Annotated in this window: 17 protein-coding genes and 1 tRNA gene; 5 read left to right on the top strand and 13 right to left on the bottom strand. The window is 70.1% G+C overall.

Annotated elements, in window-relative coordinates:
• Positions 1-35: 35 nt before the first annotated feature.
• Positions 36-908, top strand: a complete 873-nt coding sequence (locus TabM4_RS07955; RefSeq protein WP_434620879.1) for a PfkB family carbohydrate kinase — start codon at positions 36-38, stop codon at positions 906-908.
• A gap of 22 nt (positions 909-930) precedes the next feature.
• Here the strand turns inward: TabM4_RS07955 and TabM4_RS07960 are convergent, their stop codons facing one another.
• The 4 genes from TabM4_RS07960 to TabM4_RS07975 all read right to left on the bottom strand — a co-directional run bounded on the left by TabM4_RS07960 (position 931) and on the right by TabM4_RS07975 (position 5,065).
• Entirely contained in the window at positions 931-1,164 is a 234-nt protein-coding gene (locus tag TabM4_RS07960; RefSeq protein WP_434620881.1) for a hypothetical protein, read from the bottom strand.
• Positions 1,165-1,311: 147 nt separating this feature from the next.
• On the bottom strand, positions 1,312-2,568 hold the full coding sequence (locus tag TabM4_RS07965) for a ribulose-bisphosphate carboxylase large subunit family protein (RefSeq protein WP_434620883.1): 1,257 nt from the start codon (positions 2,566-2,568) through the stop codon (positions 1,312-1,314).
• A gap of 21 nt (positions 2,569-2,589) precedes the next feature.
• A complete protein-coding gene (locus tag TabM4_RS07970) occupies positions 2,590-4,218 on the bottom strand; it encodes a hypothetical protein (protein WP_434620886.1) in 1,629 nt (542 codons plus the stop codon).
• A gap of 16 nt (positions 4,219-4,234) precedes the next feature.
• Positions 4,235-5,065, bottom strand: a complete 831-nt coding sequence (locus TabM4_RS07975; RefSeq protein WP_434620889.1) for a phosphogluconate dehydrogenase C-terminal domain-containing protein — start codon at positions 5,063-5,065, stop codon at positions 4,235-4,237.
• Between the two features lie 80 nt (positions 5,066-5,145).
• On the opposite strand from TabM4_RS07975, the gene TabM4_RS07980 reads away from it, so the two are divergent.
• Positions 5,146-6,513, top strand: coding sequence for a four-carbon acid sugar kinase family protein (locus tag TabM4_RS07980; protein WP_434620892.1), 1,368 nt, complete (start codon positions 5,146-5,148; stop codon positions 6,511-6,513).
• A gap of 4 nt (positions 6,514-6,517) precedes the next feature.
• Here the strand turns inward: TabM4_RS07980 and nanR are convergent, their stop codons facing one another.
• Together nanR and TabM4_RS07990 are read right to left on the bottom strand one after the other, a co-directional pair.
• On the bottom strand, positions 6,518-7,297 hold the full coding sequence (nanR, locus tag TabM4_RS07985) for a transcriptional regulator NanR (RefSeq protein ID WP_434620895.1): 780 nt from the start codon (positions 7,295-7,297) through the stop codon (positions 6,518-6,520).
• A gap of 105 nt (positions 7,298-7,402) precedes the next feature.
• Entirely contained in the window at positions 7,403-9,085 is a 1,683-nt protein-coding gene (locus tag TabM4_RS07990) for a hypothetical protein (RefSeq protein WP_434620897.1), read from the bottom strand.
• Positions 9,086-9,428: 343 nt separating this feature from the next.
• Here TabM4_RS07990 and TabM4_RS07995 point away from each other — a divergent pair, with 343 nt between their 5' ends.
• Positions 9,429-10,127: an SDR family oxidoreductase gene (locus TabM4_RS07995; protein ID WP_434620900.1), complete on the top strand. Its 699-nt coding sequence runs from the start codon at positions 9,429-9,431 to the stop codon at positions 10,125-10,127.
• A gap of 89 nt (positions 10,128-10,216) precedes the next feature.
• Here TabM4_RS07995 and TabM4_RS08000 read toward each other — a convergent pair.
• Positions 10,217-10,291 (bottom strand) — tRNA-Asn (locus TabM4_RS08000).
• A 70-nt stretch (positions 10,292-10,361) separates the two neighbouring features.
• Positions 10,362-11,243 (bottom strand): MBL fold metallo-hydrolase, encoded by an 882-nt coding sequence (locus tag TabM4_RS08005; RefSeq protein WP_434620903.1) that lies wholly within the window; start codon positions 11,241-11,243, stop codon positions 10,362-10,364.
• Between the two features lie 87 nt (positions 11,244-11,330).
• Between TabM4_RS08005 and TabM4_RS08010 the strand changes: the two genes are divergently transcribed.
• The gene (locus TabM4_RS08010; protein ID WP_434620906.1) at positions 11,331-12,647 is read left to right on the top strand and encodes an ATP-binding protein; all 1,317 of its coding nucleotides are present in this window, start codon (positions 11,331-11,333) and stop codon (positions 12,645-12,647) included.
• Positions 12,648-12,724: 77 nt separating this feature from the next.
• On the opposite strand, the gene TabM4_RS08015 is transcribed toward TabM4_RS08010, so the two are convergent.
• The 4 genes from TabM4_RS08015 to TabM4_RS08030 all read right to left on the bottom strand — a co-directional run bounded on the left by TabM4_RS08015 (position 12,725) and on the right by TabM4_RS08030 (position 16,791).
• Positions 12,725-13,183 carry a CAP domain-containing protein gene (locus TabM4_RS08015; RefSeq protein WP_434620908.1) on the bottom strand — a complete coding sequence of 153 codons (459 nt, stop codon included), beginning with the start codon at positions 13,181-13,183 and terminating at the stop codon, positions 12,725-12,727.
• A gap of 67 nt (positions 13,184-13,250) precedes the next feature.
• Positions 13,251-13,904 (bottom strand): ATP-binding cassette domain-containing protein, encoded by a 654-nt coding sequence (locus TabM4_RS08020; protein WP_434620911.1) that lies wholly within the window; start codon positions 13,902-13,904, stop codon positions 13,251-13,253.
• On the bottom strand, positions 13,901-15,523 hold the full coding sequence (locus TabM4_RS08025; RefSeq protein WP_434621964.1) for an ABC transporter permease: 1,623 nt from the start codon (positions 15,521-15,523) through the stop codon (positions 13,901-13,903). The genes TabM4_RS08020 and TabM4_RS08025 overlap by 4 nt, the downstream gene beginning before the upstream one ends.
• Positions 15,524-15,579: 56 nt before the next feature.
• Positions 15,580-16,791, bottom strand: coding sequence for an ABC transporter substrate-binding protein (locus tag TabM4_RS08030; RefSeq protein WP_434620913.1), 1,212 nt, complete (start codon positions 16,789-16,791; stop codon positions 15,580-15,582).
• Between the two features lie 106 nt (positions 16,792-16,897).
• Here TabM4_RS08030 and TabM4_RS08035 point away from each other — a divergent pair, with 106 nt between their 5' ends.
• Positions 16,898-17,506, top strand: a complete 609-nt coding sequence (locus TabM4_RS08035; RefSeq protein ID WP_434621966.1) for a CDP-alcohol phosphatidyltransferase family protein — start codon at positions 16,898-16,900, stop codon at positions 17,504-17,506.
• Positions 17,507-17,805: 299 nt separating this feature from the next.
• On the opposite strand, the gene TabM4_RS08040 is transcribed toward TabM4_RS08035, so the two are convergent.
• A complete protein-coding gene (locus TabM4_RS08040) occupies positions 17,806-18,987 on the bottom strand; it encodes an FAD-binding domain-containing protein (protein WP_434620916.1) in 1,182 nt (393 codons plus the stop codon).
• Positions 18,988-19,213: the final 226 nt, after the last annotated feature.

Consider the following 19,213-nt stretch of genomic DNA (forward strand, 5'->3'; position numbering starts at 1 on the left):
GCGCATCCTGCGGCGGGAGAAGCCGGGGGGATGCGATGACGGGGCCTGTCGTTCTGACCGTGGGGAGCCTGCACCATGACATCATGGTGGAGGCCGAGCATCTGCCGCGCCGGGACGAGACGGCGGTGGGACGGCGCTGGTATCCGAAATTCGGGGGCAAGGGCGGCAATCAGGCGGTGGCGGTCGCCCGCGCCGGGGTGGCGAGCCGGTTCTATGGCGCGGTGGGGGCGGACGGGTTCGGGGCCTTCCTGACGGCGGGGCTGGCGGCTGGCGGCGTGCAGGCGGACCGGGTGGCCGTGCTGGAGGGCGTGGGGTCGGGGATGAGTGTGGCCATCCTCGATGCTGCCGGGGATTACGGGGCGGTGATCGTGTCGGGGGCCAATCTGGCGATCCCGGTCGCGGGTTTGGCGGAGGCGGCGCTGTGGGAGGGGGTGGCGCTGCTGATCCTGCAGAACGAGGTGCCGGAGGCGGTGAACCTTGCCGCGGCGCGGGAGGCGCGGGCGCGGGGCGTGCGGGTGGTGCTGAATGCGGCGCCGGTGCGGGAGATGGGCGCGGCGTTGGCGGGGCTGGTGGACCTGCTGGTCGTGAATGCGGTGGAGGCGGAGATGCTGGGCGGCGGGGCGGTGGCCTCGCTCGCGGGGGCCGAGGCGGCGGCGGGGCGGCTGGCCGAGCGGTTCGGCGCGGTGATCGTGACGGCGGGGGGCGCGGGTTGTGCCGGGGTTTCGGGCGGGGAGCGGTTTGCGCTGGCGGCGGAGCGGGTGAAGGTGGTGTCCAGCCACGGGGCGGGGGATGCCTTCATCGGGGCCTTGGCGGCGGCGCTGGCGCATGGCGCGGGGCTGGAGGCGGCGGCGCGTGCGGCCTCGGTCGCGGCGGCGCGGCATGTGGCGGGCGGCGGCGGGGCGGGCTGAGGCCCGCCCGGACGCGGGCGCGTCAGGCCATCAGGCCCTGCAGGCGGGGGGCGACGCTGCGCCAGATCATGCCGAGCGTGAGGACCGAGGCGAAGACCGTGCCGACGAGGGCCGAGAGGACCAGCGGGGCGGGGTCGGAATAGCCACCGATGAAATGGGTGACACCGACCGAGACGAGGGGCAGGTGAAGCCCGGCGAAGGCCACGCCGAGAAGTTTCGCGACGCCGTCACACTCTGCGGTGGAATTCTGGTCCATTGGATGTGCCTCCCGATTGAATTGTGACCATTAGAACGACCTACCCTATGGGAGTATTATGCAGACGAAAGGATGGGTCGGCGCGCGGATGGTATGAGGCATACAGACCCGCGCCCCCTGTCCAAGGGATGGGTCAGCCGCCGCGGGTCAGCCGCGGGGCCCGTAGCTGGCCACGGCGGCGGCGAGGGCGGGGCTGTCCTTGGCGGCCTGTTCCAGCGGGATGCCCGCCATGGCGGAGGACCATGCATCCTGCAGGGCGCGGACGCCCGCGGCGGGGCCTGCGGGGTGGCCCATGATGCCGCCGCCCGCGGCGAAGATCAGGTCGGGGCTGCGCAGGGCGGCCCATGTGCCATGGGCCTGCAGCGCGGTCTGGCCCGAGGAGAAGACGGGCATCGCGGCGGCGGGGCGGGCGGGGGAGAGCGGGGCCGCGACGGCGCTGGCGGAGGCGATCACGCTGCCGTCGCTTTCGCAGAACTTGTTGGACAGGCCGTTGACATGCAGGTGATCCGCCCCGGCCAGACGCCAGAGCGCGGACCATGCGCCATAGTCGAAGCCGAGCGCGGGGTGGCGGGACAGGTAGCCCCAGCCGTTCCTGTGGGTGTGGATGGGCAGTTGCGCGTGGCGGCGCAGGGCGAGCATGCCGGTGAGGCCGATGGAATTGGCGCTGGCCATGACGCAGGTGCCGCCTTCGGACAGCACGAGGTCGTGGCGGCAGCGCATCTCGTCCACCTCGCCGGTCAGGTTGAAGGCGAACATGACCTTGCGGCCCGTCCGTTCGGCATGGGCGCGGATGACGCGCATGACGGCGCGCACGCGGTCGTCGAAGGGGCAGACGGCGCCGTCGGCCTGCAATTCGTCATCCTTGATGAAGTCGATGCCCGCCGCGCAGAGCGTGTCGACCATGGCGGCGGTTTCTTCGGCAGAAAGGCCGATGGAGGGTTTGATGATGGTGCCGATGAGGGGGCGGTCTTCCACGCCCGTCAGGGCGCGGGTGCCTTGGGTGCCGAAGGCGGGGCCGGGACTTGCGGCGACGAGTTCGGGGGGAAAGCGGAGCGCGGTGAGGCGCAGGCCCGCGACGCAGTTCAGTTCGAAGAGGTTGCCCGCGACCGTGGCGAGGATGTTCGGCAGGCTGGGGCCGGTATTGGCGAGCGGCCATGAAAGGGTAAGGGCGATGCGGCGGTGCGGGGCATCGGGGCGGGCGGCGCCGGGCAGCGAGGGGCCGGGGGAGGGGCCGAGATCGGCGAGGCTTTCGACGCGGGCGGCGGAACGGGCCTTGAGTTCCTCGGTCTCGCCGGGGACGGGGCGGAAGGTGCCTGAGGATTGTTCGCCCGCGATGGTGGCGGCGGCCTGTTCCGGCGGCAGGGAGGTTTCAAGGATGTAGTCGGCCTCGAACCGGGGGGACATGGGGGTTCCTTTCGCGATGGGTCAGCCCTGCCAGACCTGCGCGCTTTCGCCCGGCAGGGGCGGCAGCCCCGCGCGCGGCGGCGGGGCGGTGTGGGGCGTGCAGTTGGCATAGAGGGCGGCGGTGGGGGTTTCGATGCGGATGAGGCCCGCGGCATCGGTGATGCGGGCGGGTTGGCCCGCCATGGCATGGGCGGTGCGGAGGATGTCCGCCAGCGGGCCATGCGGGCCGAGGGGGCCTGCGGTCATGGCCAAGGCGAGGCTTGCCACGCGGGCGCGGGCAGCGCGGGCGAGGGCGGCCACGGCATAGGCGGCGGCGAAGCCCGTGGATTGGCGCGGGTCCTCCATCGCCATGGGCAGGCGCAGGCGGTGGGGGTTGGGGGCGGTCTTGTCGCCATAGGGGTTGCAGCGCATCCCGATGGACAGGAGGCCCAGATGCAGGGGCCTGCCCGCCGCGATGGCATGGGCGGTGGCGAAGATGTCGGGCAGTGCCTGAAGCGTTTGCCAGACGGAGGTGTCGTCGGCGGCATGGACGATGGCGGTGTTGCCGAAGGTGACGAAATCGACCGTCGCGGGATCGGGGCGGTGGCGGTTGAGTTCGGTGAAATTGGTGAGGCTGCCGCCGCCGATCAGGGCCTGCGGAAAGGCCGTGCGGAGGACGGGCGGGGCATCGGCAGGCTGCGCGCCGGTCGGCCATTGGCCATCGGGCTGGTGGCTTTTGAGGAAGGGGCTGGGCAGGGCTGACACGCGGGCGGGGGTGAGGCCTGCCATGCGGGCGCGGGCGATAAGCGCGTGGAGGTCGGGGAGGCTGTCGAAGATGATTTCGAGGGCGGTGACGCCGTGGCGGGCGGCGGCCTGCAGGTCTTCGTCGGGGGTTTCGGGGGTGAGGCGGTATTGCAGGGGCAGGGGCAGGGTGCCGATGCCTGCGCTGGGTGAGAGCGCGTGTTCATGGGCGAGGAGGACCTGCGGGAGGGGGACCGTTGTCTCGGCCGGTCGTGCCGGGGCGGTGCCCGTGGCGGGTGCGGGGGTGATGTCTAGGATGACGGTCTGGGTGAGCGTCTCGCCCGCCGCGACGGGATAGGGGAAGGGCAGGGCGAGGGGGCGGCAATAGGTCTTGAACGAGGCGTCGGACCAGTTGCGCTGATCCTCCATCTCGAAGGTGTCGCCGGTGAGGGTGAGGGTCACGCCGATGCCCGCGACGCTATGCGAGAGGCCTGCGATGTTGCGGGCGGGTTGCGCGGGGCTGATGAGGGCGGGAAAGGTGGTGAGGGTTTCGCCGCCATCGGGGTGGTGGAGGCGGAGCGGTTCGCCCGCGGTGCCGAGGATGGGGTGCAGCAGGGTGAAGCCCGCGCGGTTGACCCTTGCGGCGCGGGTGAAGGTGAGGGTGACGGTGGCCGTCAGGCGGTTGGGCGTGTCGAGCGTGGCGGTGAAGGTGCCGGTGAAGAGGCCGTCGGTTTCCGTGAAGTCGTGGCGGTAGCCTTGGGCGGTGGTGGTTTCGGCGGTGGTGCGGATGAGGTGGGTGCCCCAGTCCGGGTTGCGGACGGGGTAGGTGAGGCCGCGCAGCAGTTCCACCCCGGCGAAGGTGACGGCGCGGAGGCCGCCATCCTGCACCAAGGCCGAGAGGGTGCCGTTTTCGAGCATGGTATCGGCCATGGGTAAGGCCCCGTGGTCAGGTGATGCGTTTGATGGAGGCGGTGATTTCGTCCCAGTCGAAGACGCGTTTCCAGTCATCCTTCATCAGGACGGGGATACCGTATTGGATGGCCTTGTTGCAGGCATCGGAAAAGACGCCCTGCCGTTCCTCGAAGATCACCGCGCCGAGGATGTTCATGTGGCCCAGAAGGAAGTCGCGGGCGCAGTCATGGCTGACGCCGGAGCGGCGGACGCATTCGTCCATCGCCTCGCGCATCACGGTCATCAGGGAGGCGCAGACGGTTTCCGACAGGCCGGGTTCCAGCATGGCCATCTGCGCGACCGTCACCTCGTGGCTGCGCATGACCGGGGCGTAGATGGTGCGGGCGATCCGTTCGCCGACCGCGTAATGGTCGAGCGGGCCCTGCATCAGGGCGCAGACGATGGCCTGTTTCGCGGCGATGCCGCCGAAATGGTCGGCCTTCGCCTCGGGCGTGACCTCGTCGTTGTAGATGGGGGGGTGGCAGGGATGGGTGATGAAATAGGTGATGTCGGCGCGTTCGGGCAGGTGGCCCGCATAGGGGGCGGCGGCGTCGAGGATGATGATGATCGTGCCGGGATCGACCTTGGGCACCACCTCGGCGGCGACGCGGCCGATATGGGTGTCGGGCACGGCGAGGAGGACGGCGGCGGCCCCGGCGAGGGCCTGATCGGCGGGGAGGCAGTCAAGGCCCAAGACATCCTTGAGGCGGGCGCGGCCGGCCTCGCTGACCTCGACCGGGGCGATGGTGTATTCGGTGTTCATCAGGTTCGTGGCGCAGCGGACGCCCATCTTCCCCCCGGCGCCGAAGAGCGCGATCTTGGTCATGCGGTTGCCCTCTTTCATGGATTGGGTTAGTCACTGGTATGACCTCATAATGACTTGGCAGTCAAGCAGGGCGGAGGGCGATGATGGACGGGCTGGGCGAAGGGCCGCTGATCTGCTGGCTGGGGGATGATTTCACGGGATCGGCGGCGGTGATGGAGGTGCTGGCCTTTGCGGGCCTGCCTGCGGTGCTGTTCACCGATGTGCCGGAGCCTGCGCTGGCGCGTCGCTTTGCGGGGGCGCGGGGGGTGGGGATCGCCACGACGCTGCGGAGTGAGGGGCCGGAGGAGATGCGGCGGCAGATCGCGGCGCCGTTGCGCTGGCTGGAGGGGTTGGGCGCGCCGATCCTGCATTACAAGATCTGTTCGACCTTCGATTCCGCGCCGGAGGTGGGCAGCATCGGCTGTGCGATCGAGGCGGCGCTGGAGGTGCGGCCTGCGGTGGCGGTGCCGATGCTGACGGCGGCGCCGGGGATGCGGCGGTATCAGGCCTTTGGCAGCCTGTTCGCGGGCCTGCCGGAGGGGGTGTTCCGGCTGGACCGGCATCCGGTGATGGCGCGGCATCCGGTGACGCCGATGGCGGAGGCGGATCTGCTGCGGCATCTGGCGCGGCAGACGGCGCTGCCGGGCGGGCTGATCTCATTGGAGGATCTGGCGGCGGGGGCGGAGGCGCGGGTGGAGGCGCTGCTGGCGGCGGGGGTGCGGATCATCTCGGTCGACAACATGGATGCGGGGACGGAGGCGGCGGCGGGGCGGCTGATCTGGGGGCAGCGCGGGCGGATGGGGCTGGTTGTGGGGTCGCAGGGGGTGGAATACGCGCTGGTGCGGCATTGGCAGGAGGCGGGATTGTTGCCGGTGGCGGCGGAGGTGCCTTCGGCAGGGGCGGTGGCGCAGATCGTGGCGGTTTCGGGATCGGTTTCGCCGGTGACCAAGGCACAGCTTGACTGGGCGGGAGGGCATGGCTTTGCCCTGCTGGACTTTGACGCGGCGGCGGTCTGTGGCGGGGAGGCGGCGCTGCAGCAGGAGGAGGCGCGGCTGGTGCGGGCGGCGCTGGAGGCGGCGGGGCGGGGGCAGAGCCCGCTGATCCATTCGGCGGCGGGGCCGGATGACCCGGCGGTGGCGCGGTTCCGGGCGGCGCTGGCGGAGACGGGGATCGCCATGGGCGAGGCGAACCGCCGGATCGGCACGGCGCTGGGGCGCATCCTTGACGCGGTGCTGCGCGGGACGGGGCTGCGGCGGGCCGTGATTTCGGGCGGCGACACCTCGGGCCACGGGATGCGGGCGCTTGGCCTGCAGGCGCTGGTGGCGCTGGCCCCGACGATACCGGGCGCGGCCCTGTGCCGGGCGCATGGGGCGGGCGCGCATGACGGGTTGGAGATCGCGCTGAAGGGCGGGCAGATGGGATCGGAGGATTACTTCGGCTGGATCCGCGCGGGGGGCGGGACGCGCTAGGGCCTCAGGCCGGGGGTTGGGCGTAGAGGCTGCGCGAGCGGTCGAGATGGGCGCGCATGCGGTTCACCGCCGCCTCGGCATCGCGGGATTCGATGGCGTCCACGATGGCGGCATGTTCGGAGAGGGTCACTTCCTCATGCCCGGACCAGTGCAGGAGGCTGCCGTGATATTCGAAGAGCCAGCGCAGCATCGCCTGTGAGGCGGCGAGGATGATGGGGTTGCCCGTGATGCGGGCGATGCGGTTGTGGAAGTCCATGTCCGCCTGGATGAAGGGGCGGGGATCGCCGCCAAGGCGGTTTCCCTGTTCCACGACGGCGGCGCGCAGGTCCGCGATATCGGCATAGGTGGCGCGTTCGGTGGCCATGCGGATGATGCCCAGTTCCACCATCTGCCGGACCTCCTTGAGGTGCTGGAGATTGGCGGGGGCGAGATTGAGGACGAGCCGCGCGATATCGTTGCTTTGGTCGAAGAAGGTGCCCGCGTCGATGGCGTTGACGCGGGTGCGTTCGCCATGGGTGATGGTGATGAGGCCGTTCTGTTGCAGGGATTGCAGCGCCTCGCGCACGGCGGGGCGGCCGACGCCGAAACGGTCCATCAGGGCGCGTTCGGAGGGGAGGGGATCGCCTGCCTTGACCTCGCCCGACAGGATCATGTCGCGCAGGCGGTCGAGGACCTGATCGGAGAGTTTCCGGCGGATGATGCGGTCGGAGTTGCGGGAATTGGCCAGTTGCATGATCACCTTCTCCCAGTGGCACCAGCGGGTGCAGTCACAGTGATAGGGCAAGCGGGGGCGGCGGGCAATGAAAGCCGAATAGGTGAAGGGGGCATGGGCATCCTCCCGCGCCCCCCTTCATTCTTGCGGCACCGTGTCCGGGCCGTGGCCTGCGCCTTAGGCGTCGCCGCCGGTGGTTTCCGTCGTCGTCTCGGTGGCGTCTTCGACGGCCTCGGAGAGATCGCTGGTCGCATCCGCGTTGTCGGCGATGGCGGCATCGGCGTCGTCGATGGTCTCTTGCGCCGCTTCGGCCGCCGCATCGCCGGCCTCGTCGGCGTTCTCCAGATCGTCGGCCGGATCCGTCACGGCGGCGGGCGCGTTCGGGATGTCGGCCACTTCGTCCGCCAGTTCCTCGGCCACGTCCTGTGCCGTGCCCAGCTCCACCAGCGCTGCCTGAAGCTCTTCCTTGGCGGCCTGCACTGCGGCGAGGGCTGCGGCCTCTTCCGCGCTGCCCGCGAGGGCCGACCGGGCGGCAGCGAGGGCGGTTTCGAGGGCGGCACGGGCAGAGACGACCGCGGCCTCTTCCGTGGCGGTCGCGGCGCGGGCCTCGGCGGAGGCGGCCTCGGCATTGGCGAGAGCGGCTGCCGTCGAGGTGATCAGGTCGGCCAGTTCACGGGCCTGCCGGGCGGCATCCTGCGCGGCCTGACCGGCGCTGGCCTCGGTCGCCTCATCCGCGATGATGCCAGCGGTGAGGGCGGCGATGGCCTGCTGCTGTTCGTAGGTCTGCATCTCGGCCATGACGGCACGCAGGTCCGCGAGGGTTTCTTCGTAGATGATGTCGCGGTGGCCGGCATATTGTTCGACCGCCGTCAGGTAGTCTTCGGCGCGTTCGAGATCGCGGCGCGCATCGCCGCAGGAACGGCCATGGCAGTTTTCGACGCGTTCGCGGGCCGCGGCGACATCGGCCTGTGCCTTTGCCAGCTTTTCATGGCCCTGTTCGGCATCGGCCTTGGCGGCGTAGAAGGCGTTGTGGGCGTTCTGATAGCGGTCCGAGTGATAGGTGCCGTTCAGCCGGTCGATCGCCGCCTGCAGATCGGCGCGGGACTGGGCGAGGCGCGATTGCACATCGGCCAGCGCGCGGTTGGCCGCATCGACGGCGGCGTCGAGCATCGCCTGACGTTCGGCGGCGGTCATGTTGCCGAGCGCATTGGCGAGGTTGCCGCGGGCGGTGTCGGCCAGACCGGCCAGTTCCAGCGCGGTGCGGACCAGCGGTTCGGCCTCGCGGTTGGCGGTGTCGAGGTTGCGTTGGGCGGTGGCGAGGCGGTCGCGGGCGGCGACGAAATTTTCCAGCGCGCGGCGCTTGTCGGCGGTGAAGTCGGGCAGCAGGCGTGCGACATCGTCCTCATCCTCGAGGATGGGCGAGAGGGCGTCGAGCTCCTCTTCCGAGATGCCGGTGGAGCGGGCGCGGCGGATGGTGCCTTCCAGCTTTTGGCGGGCGGAGGCGACCTTGGAGGTGGCGTCTTCCACATCGGCCTTGGCGGCGGTGAGGCGGGCGATCAGGTCGCTGTAATCCACGGCCTCGAACGAGGGGCCCTTGCCGGAATGGCTCTGCGCCTTGGTGGGGATGGAGCCGGTCGCGACATTGGTCAACGAGAGGGCGAGTTCGGGGCAGGCATCGGCCATGCGCAGCAGGCGACGGTCGAAGTCGCGGCGTTGCATGAAGGCGACGGGGTCCTTCAGGGCCTGGTCGCAGAACCGCTCGGCCCGGTAGTCGCGGGTGTCACGGGTTTCGGCGGAAACCGCGAAGGGAAGGGCCGAGAACAGCAGGAGGGCGGTCAGCGGGGCAATGTGGCGGGACATGTTGGACCTATCTGAAAGGATGGGTGGTCATCCGGTTTGGTAGGTCTGGGCTAGGCTTTGGGCCTTAATCCTGTCAAATTTTGGTCGCATTCATTAATCTTTACGTGATGAGCCGGAAACGGTTGGCGGGGCCGTTAATCATTGTTTCCGAGTTGGGCGCGGTGGCGGATCGCGCGGGTGGCGGTAGGGGCCGATTCCCCGAATCACTGTGGCGAGATTGTGGCGGGTGGCCGGGCGGGGCGGGATCGCACGGTGGGACTGGCCCTTCGCGCGGGGTGGGGGCATCCTGCGAGGGCCGGGGCGGCATGGGCCGTTGCCGGGCGAATGCGGAGAGGGAGCCGATATGGCGGATAAGGTTTGCCTGATCACCGGGGCGGGGCGCGGCATCGGTGCCGCGGTGGCGCGCGAGATGGCGGGACGGGGTTACAGCGTGGCGCTGATGTCGCCTTCGGAGCGCTGCGAGGTCTTGGCGGAGGAGCTGGGCGGCGTCGCGCGGCGGGGCGTGGCGCAGCGCGCGGAGGACCTGAAGGGGATCGTCGATCTGGCGATGGCGCGGTTCGGGCGGATCGATGCGGTGCTGAACCATACGGGGCACCCGCCGAAGGGTGACCTTCTGGAGATCACGGATGAGAACTGGGATCTGGCGAATGAGATGATCGTCAAGTCAGTGGTGCGGATGGCGCGGCTTGTGACGCCGATCATGGTGTCGCAGGGGGGTGGTTCGATCGTGAACGTGACGACCTATGCGGCCTTCGAGCCGTCCCTGTGGTTCCCGGCCTCCTGCGTCTATCGGGCGGGGGTGTCGTCCTTTGCCAAGCTCTATGCGGATCGCTATGGGCCGCAGAACATCCGGATGAACTGCCTGATGCCGGGGTTCACCGACAGTCTGGACGTGGGCAAGTTCGCGGACCTGCCCGCCCTGAAGCGCATCGCGCGGGTGGAGGAGCAGGCGAAGGCGGCGGCCTTCCTGCTGAGCGACGACTCGTCCTATGTGACGGGGCAGAGCCTGCGCGTGGACGGCGGCATAACGCGGCACGTGTGAGGAGTGGGCCGGGCGGCAGGGCGACCTGCCGTCGCGGCCTTTGGGGCCGATGGGCGGCTTGGGTAGGTAGCTTTACTTTTTGGGATTTATGGCTCCGGCGGTAGGGATCGAACCTACGACCAATTGATTAACAGTCAACTGCTCTACCGCTGAGCTACGCCGGAACACGGGGGCCGTATAGCAAGGGTGTTTCGGGGGGGCAAGGGGGTGTGGAGAGAAAAAGCGCGGGCGCGGTCAGGTCAGGTGGAAGATCGCGTTCGGGGCGGTGGGGTCTGCGGTCAGGACGCGGTTTTTTTCAAGCAGATCAAGCAAATGGGCAAGGACGTTGCGGCGCGCGGCGGGGAGGAGCGCGGGGGTGACGTCGTGGTAGAGGCGGGTCATGAGGCTGCCCGGATCGGCCGGGGCTTCGGCAAGGAGGGCGAGGATTTGCGTCTCGCGCTGGCGGCGGTGAGCGAGGAGGGCCTGCAGCCTGTGTTCGGGATCCGGGATCGGATCGCCGTGGCCGGGGAGGAAGCGGGTCCAGGACGCCGATTGCAGCCGTTCCAGGGCGGCGCAATAAGCGGCCATGTCGCCGTCGGGCGGCGAGATGACCGAACTGCTCCATCCCATGACGTGATCGCCGGAGAAGAGCCATTCGCCCATGGCGAAGCAGAGATGGTTGCCGAGATGGCCGGGCGTGTGGAGCGCGGTGAGGGACCAGTCGGGGCCGTGGAGCGTGCCGCCTTCGTGAAGCCGTTCGTCGGGGGTGAAGTCCGCGTCGAGGCCGTCGCCGCCTGCGCTGAGGCCCGCCGCGGCGAGGCGCGACATGAGGGGGGAGCGGCCCTCGGTCGCGGTGCCGAAGGCGAGGACCGGGGCGCCGGTGGCGGCGGAGAGGCGGGGTGCGAGGGCGCTGTGGTCGCGGTGGGTGTGGGTGACGAGGATGTGGCTGACCGCCTCGCCGGGGTCGAGGGCGGCGAGGATCGCGGCGAGGTGGCGGTCGTCATCGGGGCCGGGGTCGATGACAGCCACCTGACCCGAGCCGAGCAGATAGGTGTTGGTGCCCCGGAAGGTGAGCGGCGAGGGGTTGGGGGCGAGGAGGCTGCGCAGGCGGGGCATTCCGCCGGGCGGGGGGGGCATGGGACTTCCTTCCTGTCGCGGTGTGGGGGCGGGATGGGTGCGCCCGCCTCTTCCCTGCGGGCGGCGGGCAGGCTAGGCTGAGGTCAAATGGCCCGCAAGTCCCTCCTGCCTCGCGGTCTTTATGGCCGCGCCGCGCTGATCCTGATCGTGCCCATCGTCACGATCCAGCTTGTCGTTTCGGTGGCCTTCATCCAGCGGCATTTCGAGCGGGTGACCGAGCAGTTGACGGGCGGGGTCGCGGCGGAGTTGCAGCTTTTGCTGGATCTGGCGGAGGCGGCGGGATCCTTGGACGCTGCGCGGGCGGAGGTGATGCGCGCGGCGGGGCCCTTGGATGTGGAGGTGGCCTTGCCCGCGGGTGACGCGGCCCCGGCGGCGGACCGGACGGAACTGGTCGATCTGTCGGGGCGGGTGGTGATCCGCACGCTGCGGGCGGCCTTGCCGGGATTGGGGCCTGTCGATCTGGTGGAGGGCGATGGCAAGGTGCGGCTGCATCTGCCGACGCGCTGGGGCGAGATGGCGGTGGTTGTGAACCGGGCGCGGATGTCGGCCACCAATCCGCATCAGTTGCTGGTCCTGATGATCGCGACATCCATCCTGATGACGATCATCGCCTATCTGTTCCTTTCCAACCAGTTGCGGCCCATCGAGCGGTTGGCGGGTGCGGCGGAGGCCTTCGGGAAGGGGCAGGTGATCCCCTACAGCCCGCGCGGGGCGACGGAGGTGCGGGCGGCGGGGCGGGCCTTTCTGGACATGCGGGCGCGGATCGAGCGGCAGATCGAGCAGCGGACGCTGATGCTTTCGGGGGTGAGCCATGACCTGCGCACGCCGCTGACGCGGATGCGGTTGGGGCTTTCGCTCTTGCCCGAGGATGAGGAGACGCGGGCGCTTTTGTCCGATGTGGCCGAGATGGAGCGGCTGGTGGATGAGTTCCTGTCCTTTGCGCGGGGCGATGCGACCGAGGCGGTTGAGGCGGTCGATCCGCTGGCGCTGGTGCGGCATGTGGTGGAGAACGCGGCGCGGATGGGCAAGCGGGTGGAGATGCGGGCCCCGGAGGCGGTGGGGGGGGTAATGCTGCGGCCGCAGGCGGTGACGCGGGCGCTGGAGAACCTTGTGAACAACGCGCTGCGCTATGGCAGCCGGGCGGTGGTGACGGTGGCGATGGGCGAGCGCTGGTTGCGGCTGGTGGTGGAGGATGACGGGCCGGGGATTCCCGCTGCGCGGCGGGCGGAGGCGGTGCAGCCCTTCAGCCGGCTCGATGCGGCGCGGGACCCGAACCGGGGCGGCGGCGTGGGGCTTGGCCTTTCCATCGCGGCGGATATCGCGCGGAGCCATGGCGGCGAGTTGCGGCTGGGGGAAAGCGCCAGTCTGGGCGGGTTGCGGGCAGAGCTGCTCTTGGCGCTGTGATCCTGGCGGGTGGGGCGGTTTGGGCTGTTGGAATTTGGGTATTTGGGCCGAGACGTAGGGCAGGGGCTTGGCTGCGCCTAATCGCGGCCGAGTTTCAGAACCCAGTGGAGATCGCCGCCGCGCCCGATGGCGATGCCGATGCCTGCATCCTGCGCGTTGCGCATCAGGATGTTGCGGCGGTGGCCGCGGCTTTCCATCCAGCCGCGGGTGACGGCGGCGGGCGAGGGGTAGCCCTGCGCCACGTTCTCGGCGATTTCGCGGAAGTCGTAGCCTGCGCGGGCGGCTCGGTCGCCCAGATCGCTGCCGTCGCTGCCGTCATGGCCCATGCGGTTGCGGGTGGCGCTGTCGCAGGCGTGGTCTTGCGCGGCGCGGGAGAGGCGGGGATCGGCGGTGAGGGGGGCGAGGCGTTTCGCCTGACGTTCGGCGTTGATGGCGGCGAGTGTTTCGGCGGCCAGTGCCTTGGCATTGGCGGGAAGGGTGCAGGCGGCGGCGGGGCTGGTCGCGAGGGCGAGGCAGAGGGCGGCGGGGCGGAGCATGGGGCACCTGTGGCTGGACGATGGGCAAAGCCTAGGCTGAGCGCCCGTGTTTCGCGAGGGGGCGGGATCAGAGCGGCAGGGTTTCGCCCAAGGGAGAGAGCACGGGGCCGCCTGCGGCGCGGGCATCTTCGGCATCATGGGTGACGAGGAGGGTGGGGATGCCTGCCTTACGCGCGCGGTCGAAGGTGAAGGCGCGGATCTGGGCGCGCAGGTCGGCGTCGAGGCGGGAGAAGGGTTCGTCGAGCAGGAGCGCCTTGGGTTCCGCGAGCAGGGTGCGCAGCAGGGCGACGCGGGCCTTCTGGCCGCCCGAGAGGGTTGCGGGGTCGCGGTCGGCATGGCCTGCGAGGCCGGCGGAGGCGAGGGCCTCTTCGATGCGGAATTGGCGGGCGGCGCGGCCCCGGACATGGGCGGGAAGGGCGAAGGCGAGGTTCCCGCCGACCGAGAGATGGGGGAAGAGGACCGGATCCTGAAACATGAGGCCCACCCCGCGGCGGCGCGTGGGTTCGTTGGAAATGTCGTTTCCGTTCAGGAGGATGCGGCCTGTTCTTGTGAATTCAGGTGCAAGGGTGCCGGTGATGGCGGCAAGGGCCGTGGACTTGCCCGAGCCGGAGGCGCCCATGATGGTGGCGACCTCGCCCGCCTTGATGGTGAGGGTCAGCGCCACGAGGCGACGGGGGCCGAGGGTGATGGTGAGATGGTCAAGGGCAAGGGTTCCGCTCATGCCAGACCCCGCATGAGGCGGCGGTTGCGCCAGAGGAGGAGCGGGGCGGCGATGGCAAGGCCGAAAGCAAGCGCGGGCAGAAGGAGTTGCAGCGCGGCATAGGCCCCGATCAGGCGGCGGTTGCCGCCGGAGGAGAGGGCGACCGCCTCGGTCGTCAGCGTTTCGACGCGGCCGCCGCCGATGAGGAGGGTGGGCAGGTATTGGCCGATGGAGACGGCCATGCCCACCGCCGCGGCGGTGAGGAGGGGGCCTGCGAGCATGGGCAGGCGGAGGCGCCAGAAGATGCGCGTCTCTGACGCGCCGAGTGTGGCGGCGGCGGTGGCGATGCGGCTGTCCCATGCACGGAAGGGACCTGAGAGCGAAAGGAAGACGTAGGGCAGCACGAAGACGAGGTGGATGGCGGCGACGGCGGCGGGGGTGCCGTCGAGGCCGAGGGGGAGGGTGAGCATCTGGAGGCCCGGCAGGAAGGCGATCTGCGGGATGAGGAGCGGCAGGTAGAGCAGGGTCAGCGCGCGGGTGGTGGGGGTGAGGTGGAGCGTCGCCTCGGCCTGCAGGCAGGCGAGGGTGAGGGCGAGGGCGGCCAGCGTGGCGGTGGCGGCGATGGCCAGCGTGGTGGCGGTGGTCTGGCCGAGGGCGGGGGCGGCGCCGGCCCAGGTGCGGAGCGTGAGGGATTGGGGGAGGGCGTCGGGGAATTGCCAGAGGCCCGCGACCGACCAGAGCGCAAGGCCCGCAAGGCCGAGGGTCAGGCTGCCGGTGATCACGAGGCTGGCCGCGCGGGCGGCGGCGGCGGCGGGGCGGTCGAGGGCGGGCAGGCGGGGGGCGTGGAAGGCCGCGCGGACGAGGGCGCGTTTGGCGAGGATTTCGGTTATACGCCAGAGGGTTATGGCGGAAATGGCAAGTGCCAGTTGCAGCAGGGCGGCGGCGGCCGCGGAGTCGCGCATGGTGAGGCTGGCCTCGCCCATCCAGAGGGTGATCTGGTTGGCGAGTGTGGGTGGCAGCGTGGGGCCGAGGATGAGTGCCATGTCCACCGTCGTCATGCCATAGGCCAGCACGGCATAGGTGGGCAGGCGGAGTTGGCGGTAGAGGTCGGGCAGGAGGGTGAATGCAAAGCCCGCGATACGTCCGTAGCCGAGGCAGGCCGCCGTGGTGAGGCGGCGGTCGGCATCGAGTTGCGGCAGGGCGGCGAGGGCCATCAGGAGGAGGAAGGGCAGTTCCTTGGTGATCAGGCCCAGCGTGAGGGAGAGGCCCCAAGGATCGTTGAGGATCAGGAGGTCGGGCGGGGATTGCCAGCCCGAGATCTCGGGCGAGAGGAGGCGGGCGATCCAACCGGAGGGCGCGATGAGGAAGGCGAGGCCGAGGGCGGCGGCGGCATGGGGAATGGAGAGGAGCGGTGCGAGGCTGCGGCGGATGCGGGCGAAGGTGGGGGTGCCTGCGAAGGCCGCGAGGAGGAGGAGGGTGAGCGCGAGGGCGATGAGCGTGGAGGCGACGCCGGTGCCGAGGGAGAGGGCCACGGCGCGGGGCAGGCCGGGCCATGCGAGCAGCGCGGCGAAACCGGCGCCCGCGTTGCGGAAGGCCGGAAGGAGGGTGCCTGCCAGCCCGGCGAGGACGGGCAGGATCATAAGGGCAAGGGTCAGCGGGGGGGCGAGGCGGAGCAGGCCGCCCCGCCCTGCCTTGCTCACTGCGCTACCCCGTAGCGGGCGGTCCAGTCCTGCGCGATGCGGGTCATCCATGTGGCATGGGGTTCCAGCAGGACGGGGCCGAGATCGGCGGGCGAGAGGGTGGCGATGCCGAGCTCCAGCGCGTCGAACCTTGCGCGGTCTTCCGGGGTGAGGGCCTGAAGATCGAGGACGGTCTGGAAGCCGAGGATGGCCGGATCCTGCGCGCGGGCCTGCACCTCGGGGTCGAGGAGGAGGTTGGCGAGGACGAGGGCACCGGCGCGGTGGGCGGCGTTGAAGGGGATGGCGACGAAGGAGGCGTTGCCGATGGTGCCGCCCTGCAGGACGAAGGTGCGGACGGTGTCGGGCAGGTTTCCGGCGGCGATTTCCGCGCTGGCGCGACCGGGGTTGAAGGCGAAGGAGATGTCGATTTCGCCATCGGCGAGGAGTTGGCCGAGGGCGGGTTCGTTCTGCGGGAAGGCCTTGGCCTGCCGCCAGAGGGCGGGGTGGAGGCGGTCGAGGAAGGCCCAGAGCGGCGCGACCTGCGCGTCATAGGTGGCCTCGTCCACGGGGGATTGAAGGAGGGCGGGATTGTCCATCACGCCGTAGAGGACCTGCTTCAGGAAGGTGGTGCCGAGGTAATCGGGCGGCTGCGGATAGGTGAAGCGGCCGGGATTGGCGATGGCCCATTCTGCAAGCGCATCAAGGGTTTGCGGGGGCTGCGGCAGGCGCGCGGTGTCATGTTCGAAGACGAGTTGCGCCATGGCCCACGGGGATTCGAAGCCTTCGGTGGGAAGGGTGAAATCGGTGACCGTGGCGGGTTTGCCCGCGACATCCACCAGTGGCCAGTTGGGCAGGGTTTCGGTAAAGGGTCCGTAAAGAAGCCCTTGCGATTTCATGGCGGCGAAGTTTTCACCGTTGATCCAGATGAGATCGACGGCCCCGCCTTCGGTTTGCCCTGCCTGCTGTTCGGCCAAGACGCGGGCGACGGCATCGGAGGTGGCGGCGAGTTTGACATGTTCGAGGGTGACTCCGTGGCGTTCCTGCGCCTTTTCCCCGATCCAGGTTATGAAATCGTTGATCTTGGGATCGCCGCCCCATGCATGCCAGTAGACGGTCTGGCCGCGCGCCTCGGACAGGATGCTATCCCATTCTGCGGCAAGGGCTTTCGTGGAAAACCCGGCGAAGGCGGGAAGGCTGGCGAGGAGTTGGAGGGCGGTGCGGCGGTGCATGGGGTCTCCCGTTGCGGTGCTTGTGAGGCGTGGTCGGACCGGGATAGCTAGGGCGGGTGGCGGCTGGCAACAGTCTTGTCGTGGTCGATACGGAAAGGTGATGCCGATGCTGGACGGCTGGATGCGGGGGATCATCGACCCCGCGCTGGGGCGGATGGGGAAAAACCTTGCGGCGCAAGGGGTTGGCGCGGATGCAGTGACGCTGGCGGGGCTGGGGCTGGGGCTGGTGGCGGCGGGGATCATCGCGGCGGGCGGGCCGGGATGGGCGGCGGCGCTGCCTTTGCTGGCCAGCCGGGTGGCGGATGGGCTGGATGGGGCGGTGGCGCGGGCGCGGGGGAAGACGGATTTCGGCGGGTATCTGGATATCGTCTGTGATTTCCTTTTTTATGCCGCGATTCCAATGGCTTTCGTGTTGCGGGATGCAGAGGCGAATGCGGTGGCGGGGGCGTTCCTGCTGGCGTCCTTCTATGTGAACGGGACGACCTTCCTTGGCTTTGCCGTGCTGGCGGAGCGGCGGGGGATGGAGACGCGGGCACGGGGGGAGAAGTCGCTTTATTTCACCGCCGGATTGCTGGAAGGCACGGAGACGATTGGGTTTTTCTTGATCCTCTGCCTTGTGCCATGGGCCTTTGCGCCGCTGGCATGGGCCTTCGGGGCGTTGTGTTTCATGACGGCAGCGGCGCGGGTTTGGCTGGCGGTGCGGACCTTCCGGTGAGTGTACCGCAGGCCGTGCCGCTTTTTGTGCCGCAAACTGTACATACGCAGCGGTCGGTGGGTTACTTGGTGATTAGGGATTGGGGTGGGGGGCTTGGCGGGGCGAACCCCGCCCTACGGGTGTCGTGCCGGTGACGGGTGAGTCGGCGTCAGGGTCATCGACGGGCGGGTTGCGCGGGTGAGTTTGGCGCGGGTTTGCCCCGAGGGGGGCGTGGCGGTCGAGCTGCCGATCCGGGCGGCATGGCGGATCTTGGGGGAGGTCCCGGGTCAGGCCCGGGACGGGGTTTCGGGTCGGGGGTTTCAGCGCATGACCGCCTCGCGGAAGCGGAAGAAGCCATGCGTTGCGTGGGGCCATGACTGCGCGTCGTGGTCGCGCAGGAGGCGGGCGAGACGGATGCCCCGCTCGGCCAGCCGAGGAGCGAGGCGCTGGAGGGCGGCGGCGGTGGGGCCGATGGGGGCGTAGGGGGTGGCGAGTTGGCGAATGCCTTGGGTGGCGAGGTGGTCTGTCAGGGCGTCGAAATCCGCTTCGGTGAAGCGGGGGGCGGCGGGTTGGCCCAGACGGGTGGCGGCGTCGGCGAGGGCCGCGTCCACGAAGGTGGTGATGAGCGGGTTCACGGCGAGGGGCGAGCGGCGCGCGGTTGTGGTGAGGAAGAGGAGCGGTGTGCCCGGCGGCAGGTGGGGAAAGCCGTCGCCCGCGAGGTCATCCTCGTGCAGGAGGAGCGCGGTATGGTCATCCGGGTGGAGGGCGTCGCCCTCGGGCACGGGGCGCGGGGCGGGGTGGGGCTGCATCGGCAGGGGGCGACAGTCGCGGGCGAGGCCCGTGGGGCGGAAGCGCCCGTCGGTGTTCTTGGCGATGTTGTCGGGGGTGGCGGCATAGGTCTTGCCGGGCGTGTGCAGCCCGCCGACCCAGCGCCATGAGAGGGTGTTGGAGGCGGGGTCGCCGTCGATGAGGTGGCGGAGGAAGAAATCCGCGCCCAGTTCCCATGGCAGGCGCAGGGTGAAGATCCAGATGGAGGCGAACCACATGCGGGCGTGGTTGTGGAGATAGCCCGTGGCCGCGAGTTCCTGCGCCCAATGGTCGAATCCGTCGATCCCGGTCTGGCCTGTGCAGGCGGCCTCCCATTGCTGGCGGAGGCCGGATTCGGCGTGGACGCGGTTCAGCGCCTCGGTCAGGCCTTGGCGGTAGGCGGACCAGATCGCGGGGCGGCGTTCGAGCCAGCCTTTCCAGTAGGTCCGCCACCACAGTTCGGCGAGGAATTTGTCGGCCCCCTGCGGATGGGCGCGCAGGGTGGCGTCGAGGGCCTCGGCCTCGGTCAGGAGGCGGTGGCGGATATAGGGGGAGAGGCCGGAGACATGGGGATGCCCGGGGAGGTCCTCGTTGCGGCGGGCGGCATAGGCGAGGCCCGCGCGGGGGAGGAAGGTGTGGAGGCGCGCCGTGGCGGCGGCGCGGGTGGCGGGGAGGGGGAGGGGAAGCTGCGTCATGGAGGCGGAGCTAGGCGGGATCGCTGGCCGAGCAAGGCGGCGCGGCGTGCCGCCGCATTCCTCTTGCCTTGGGGCAGGGGGCGCACGCGCCCCCTCTTGGCCTTGCGGCCAATTCACCCCCTGTGGGTATTTGCCTCCGGGTCGAAGGGGCGAGGGGTTGGGGCGCGGCAATCCGACCGGCTGCCCTTGCAGCCCCCCGCCCACGCAACTAAGACTCTGGCAACAT

The organism is Tabrizicola sp. M-4 (assembly GCF_051132405.1).
Lineage (GTDB): Bacteria > Pseudomonadota > Alphaproteobacteria > Rhodobacterales > Rhodobacteraceae > Paragemmobacter.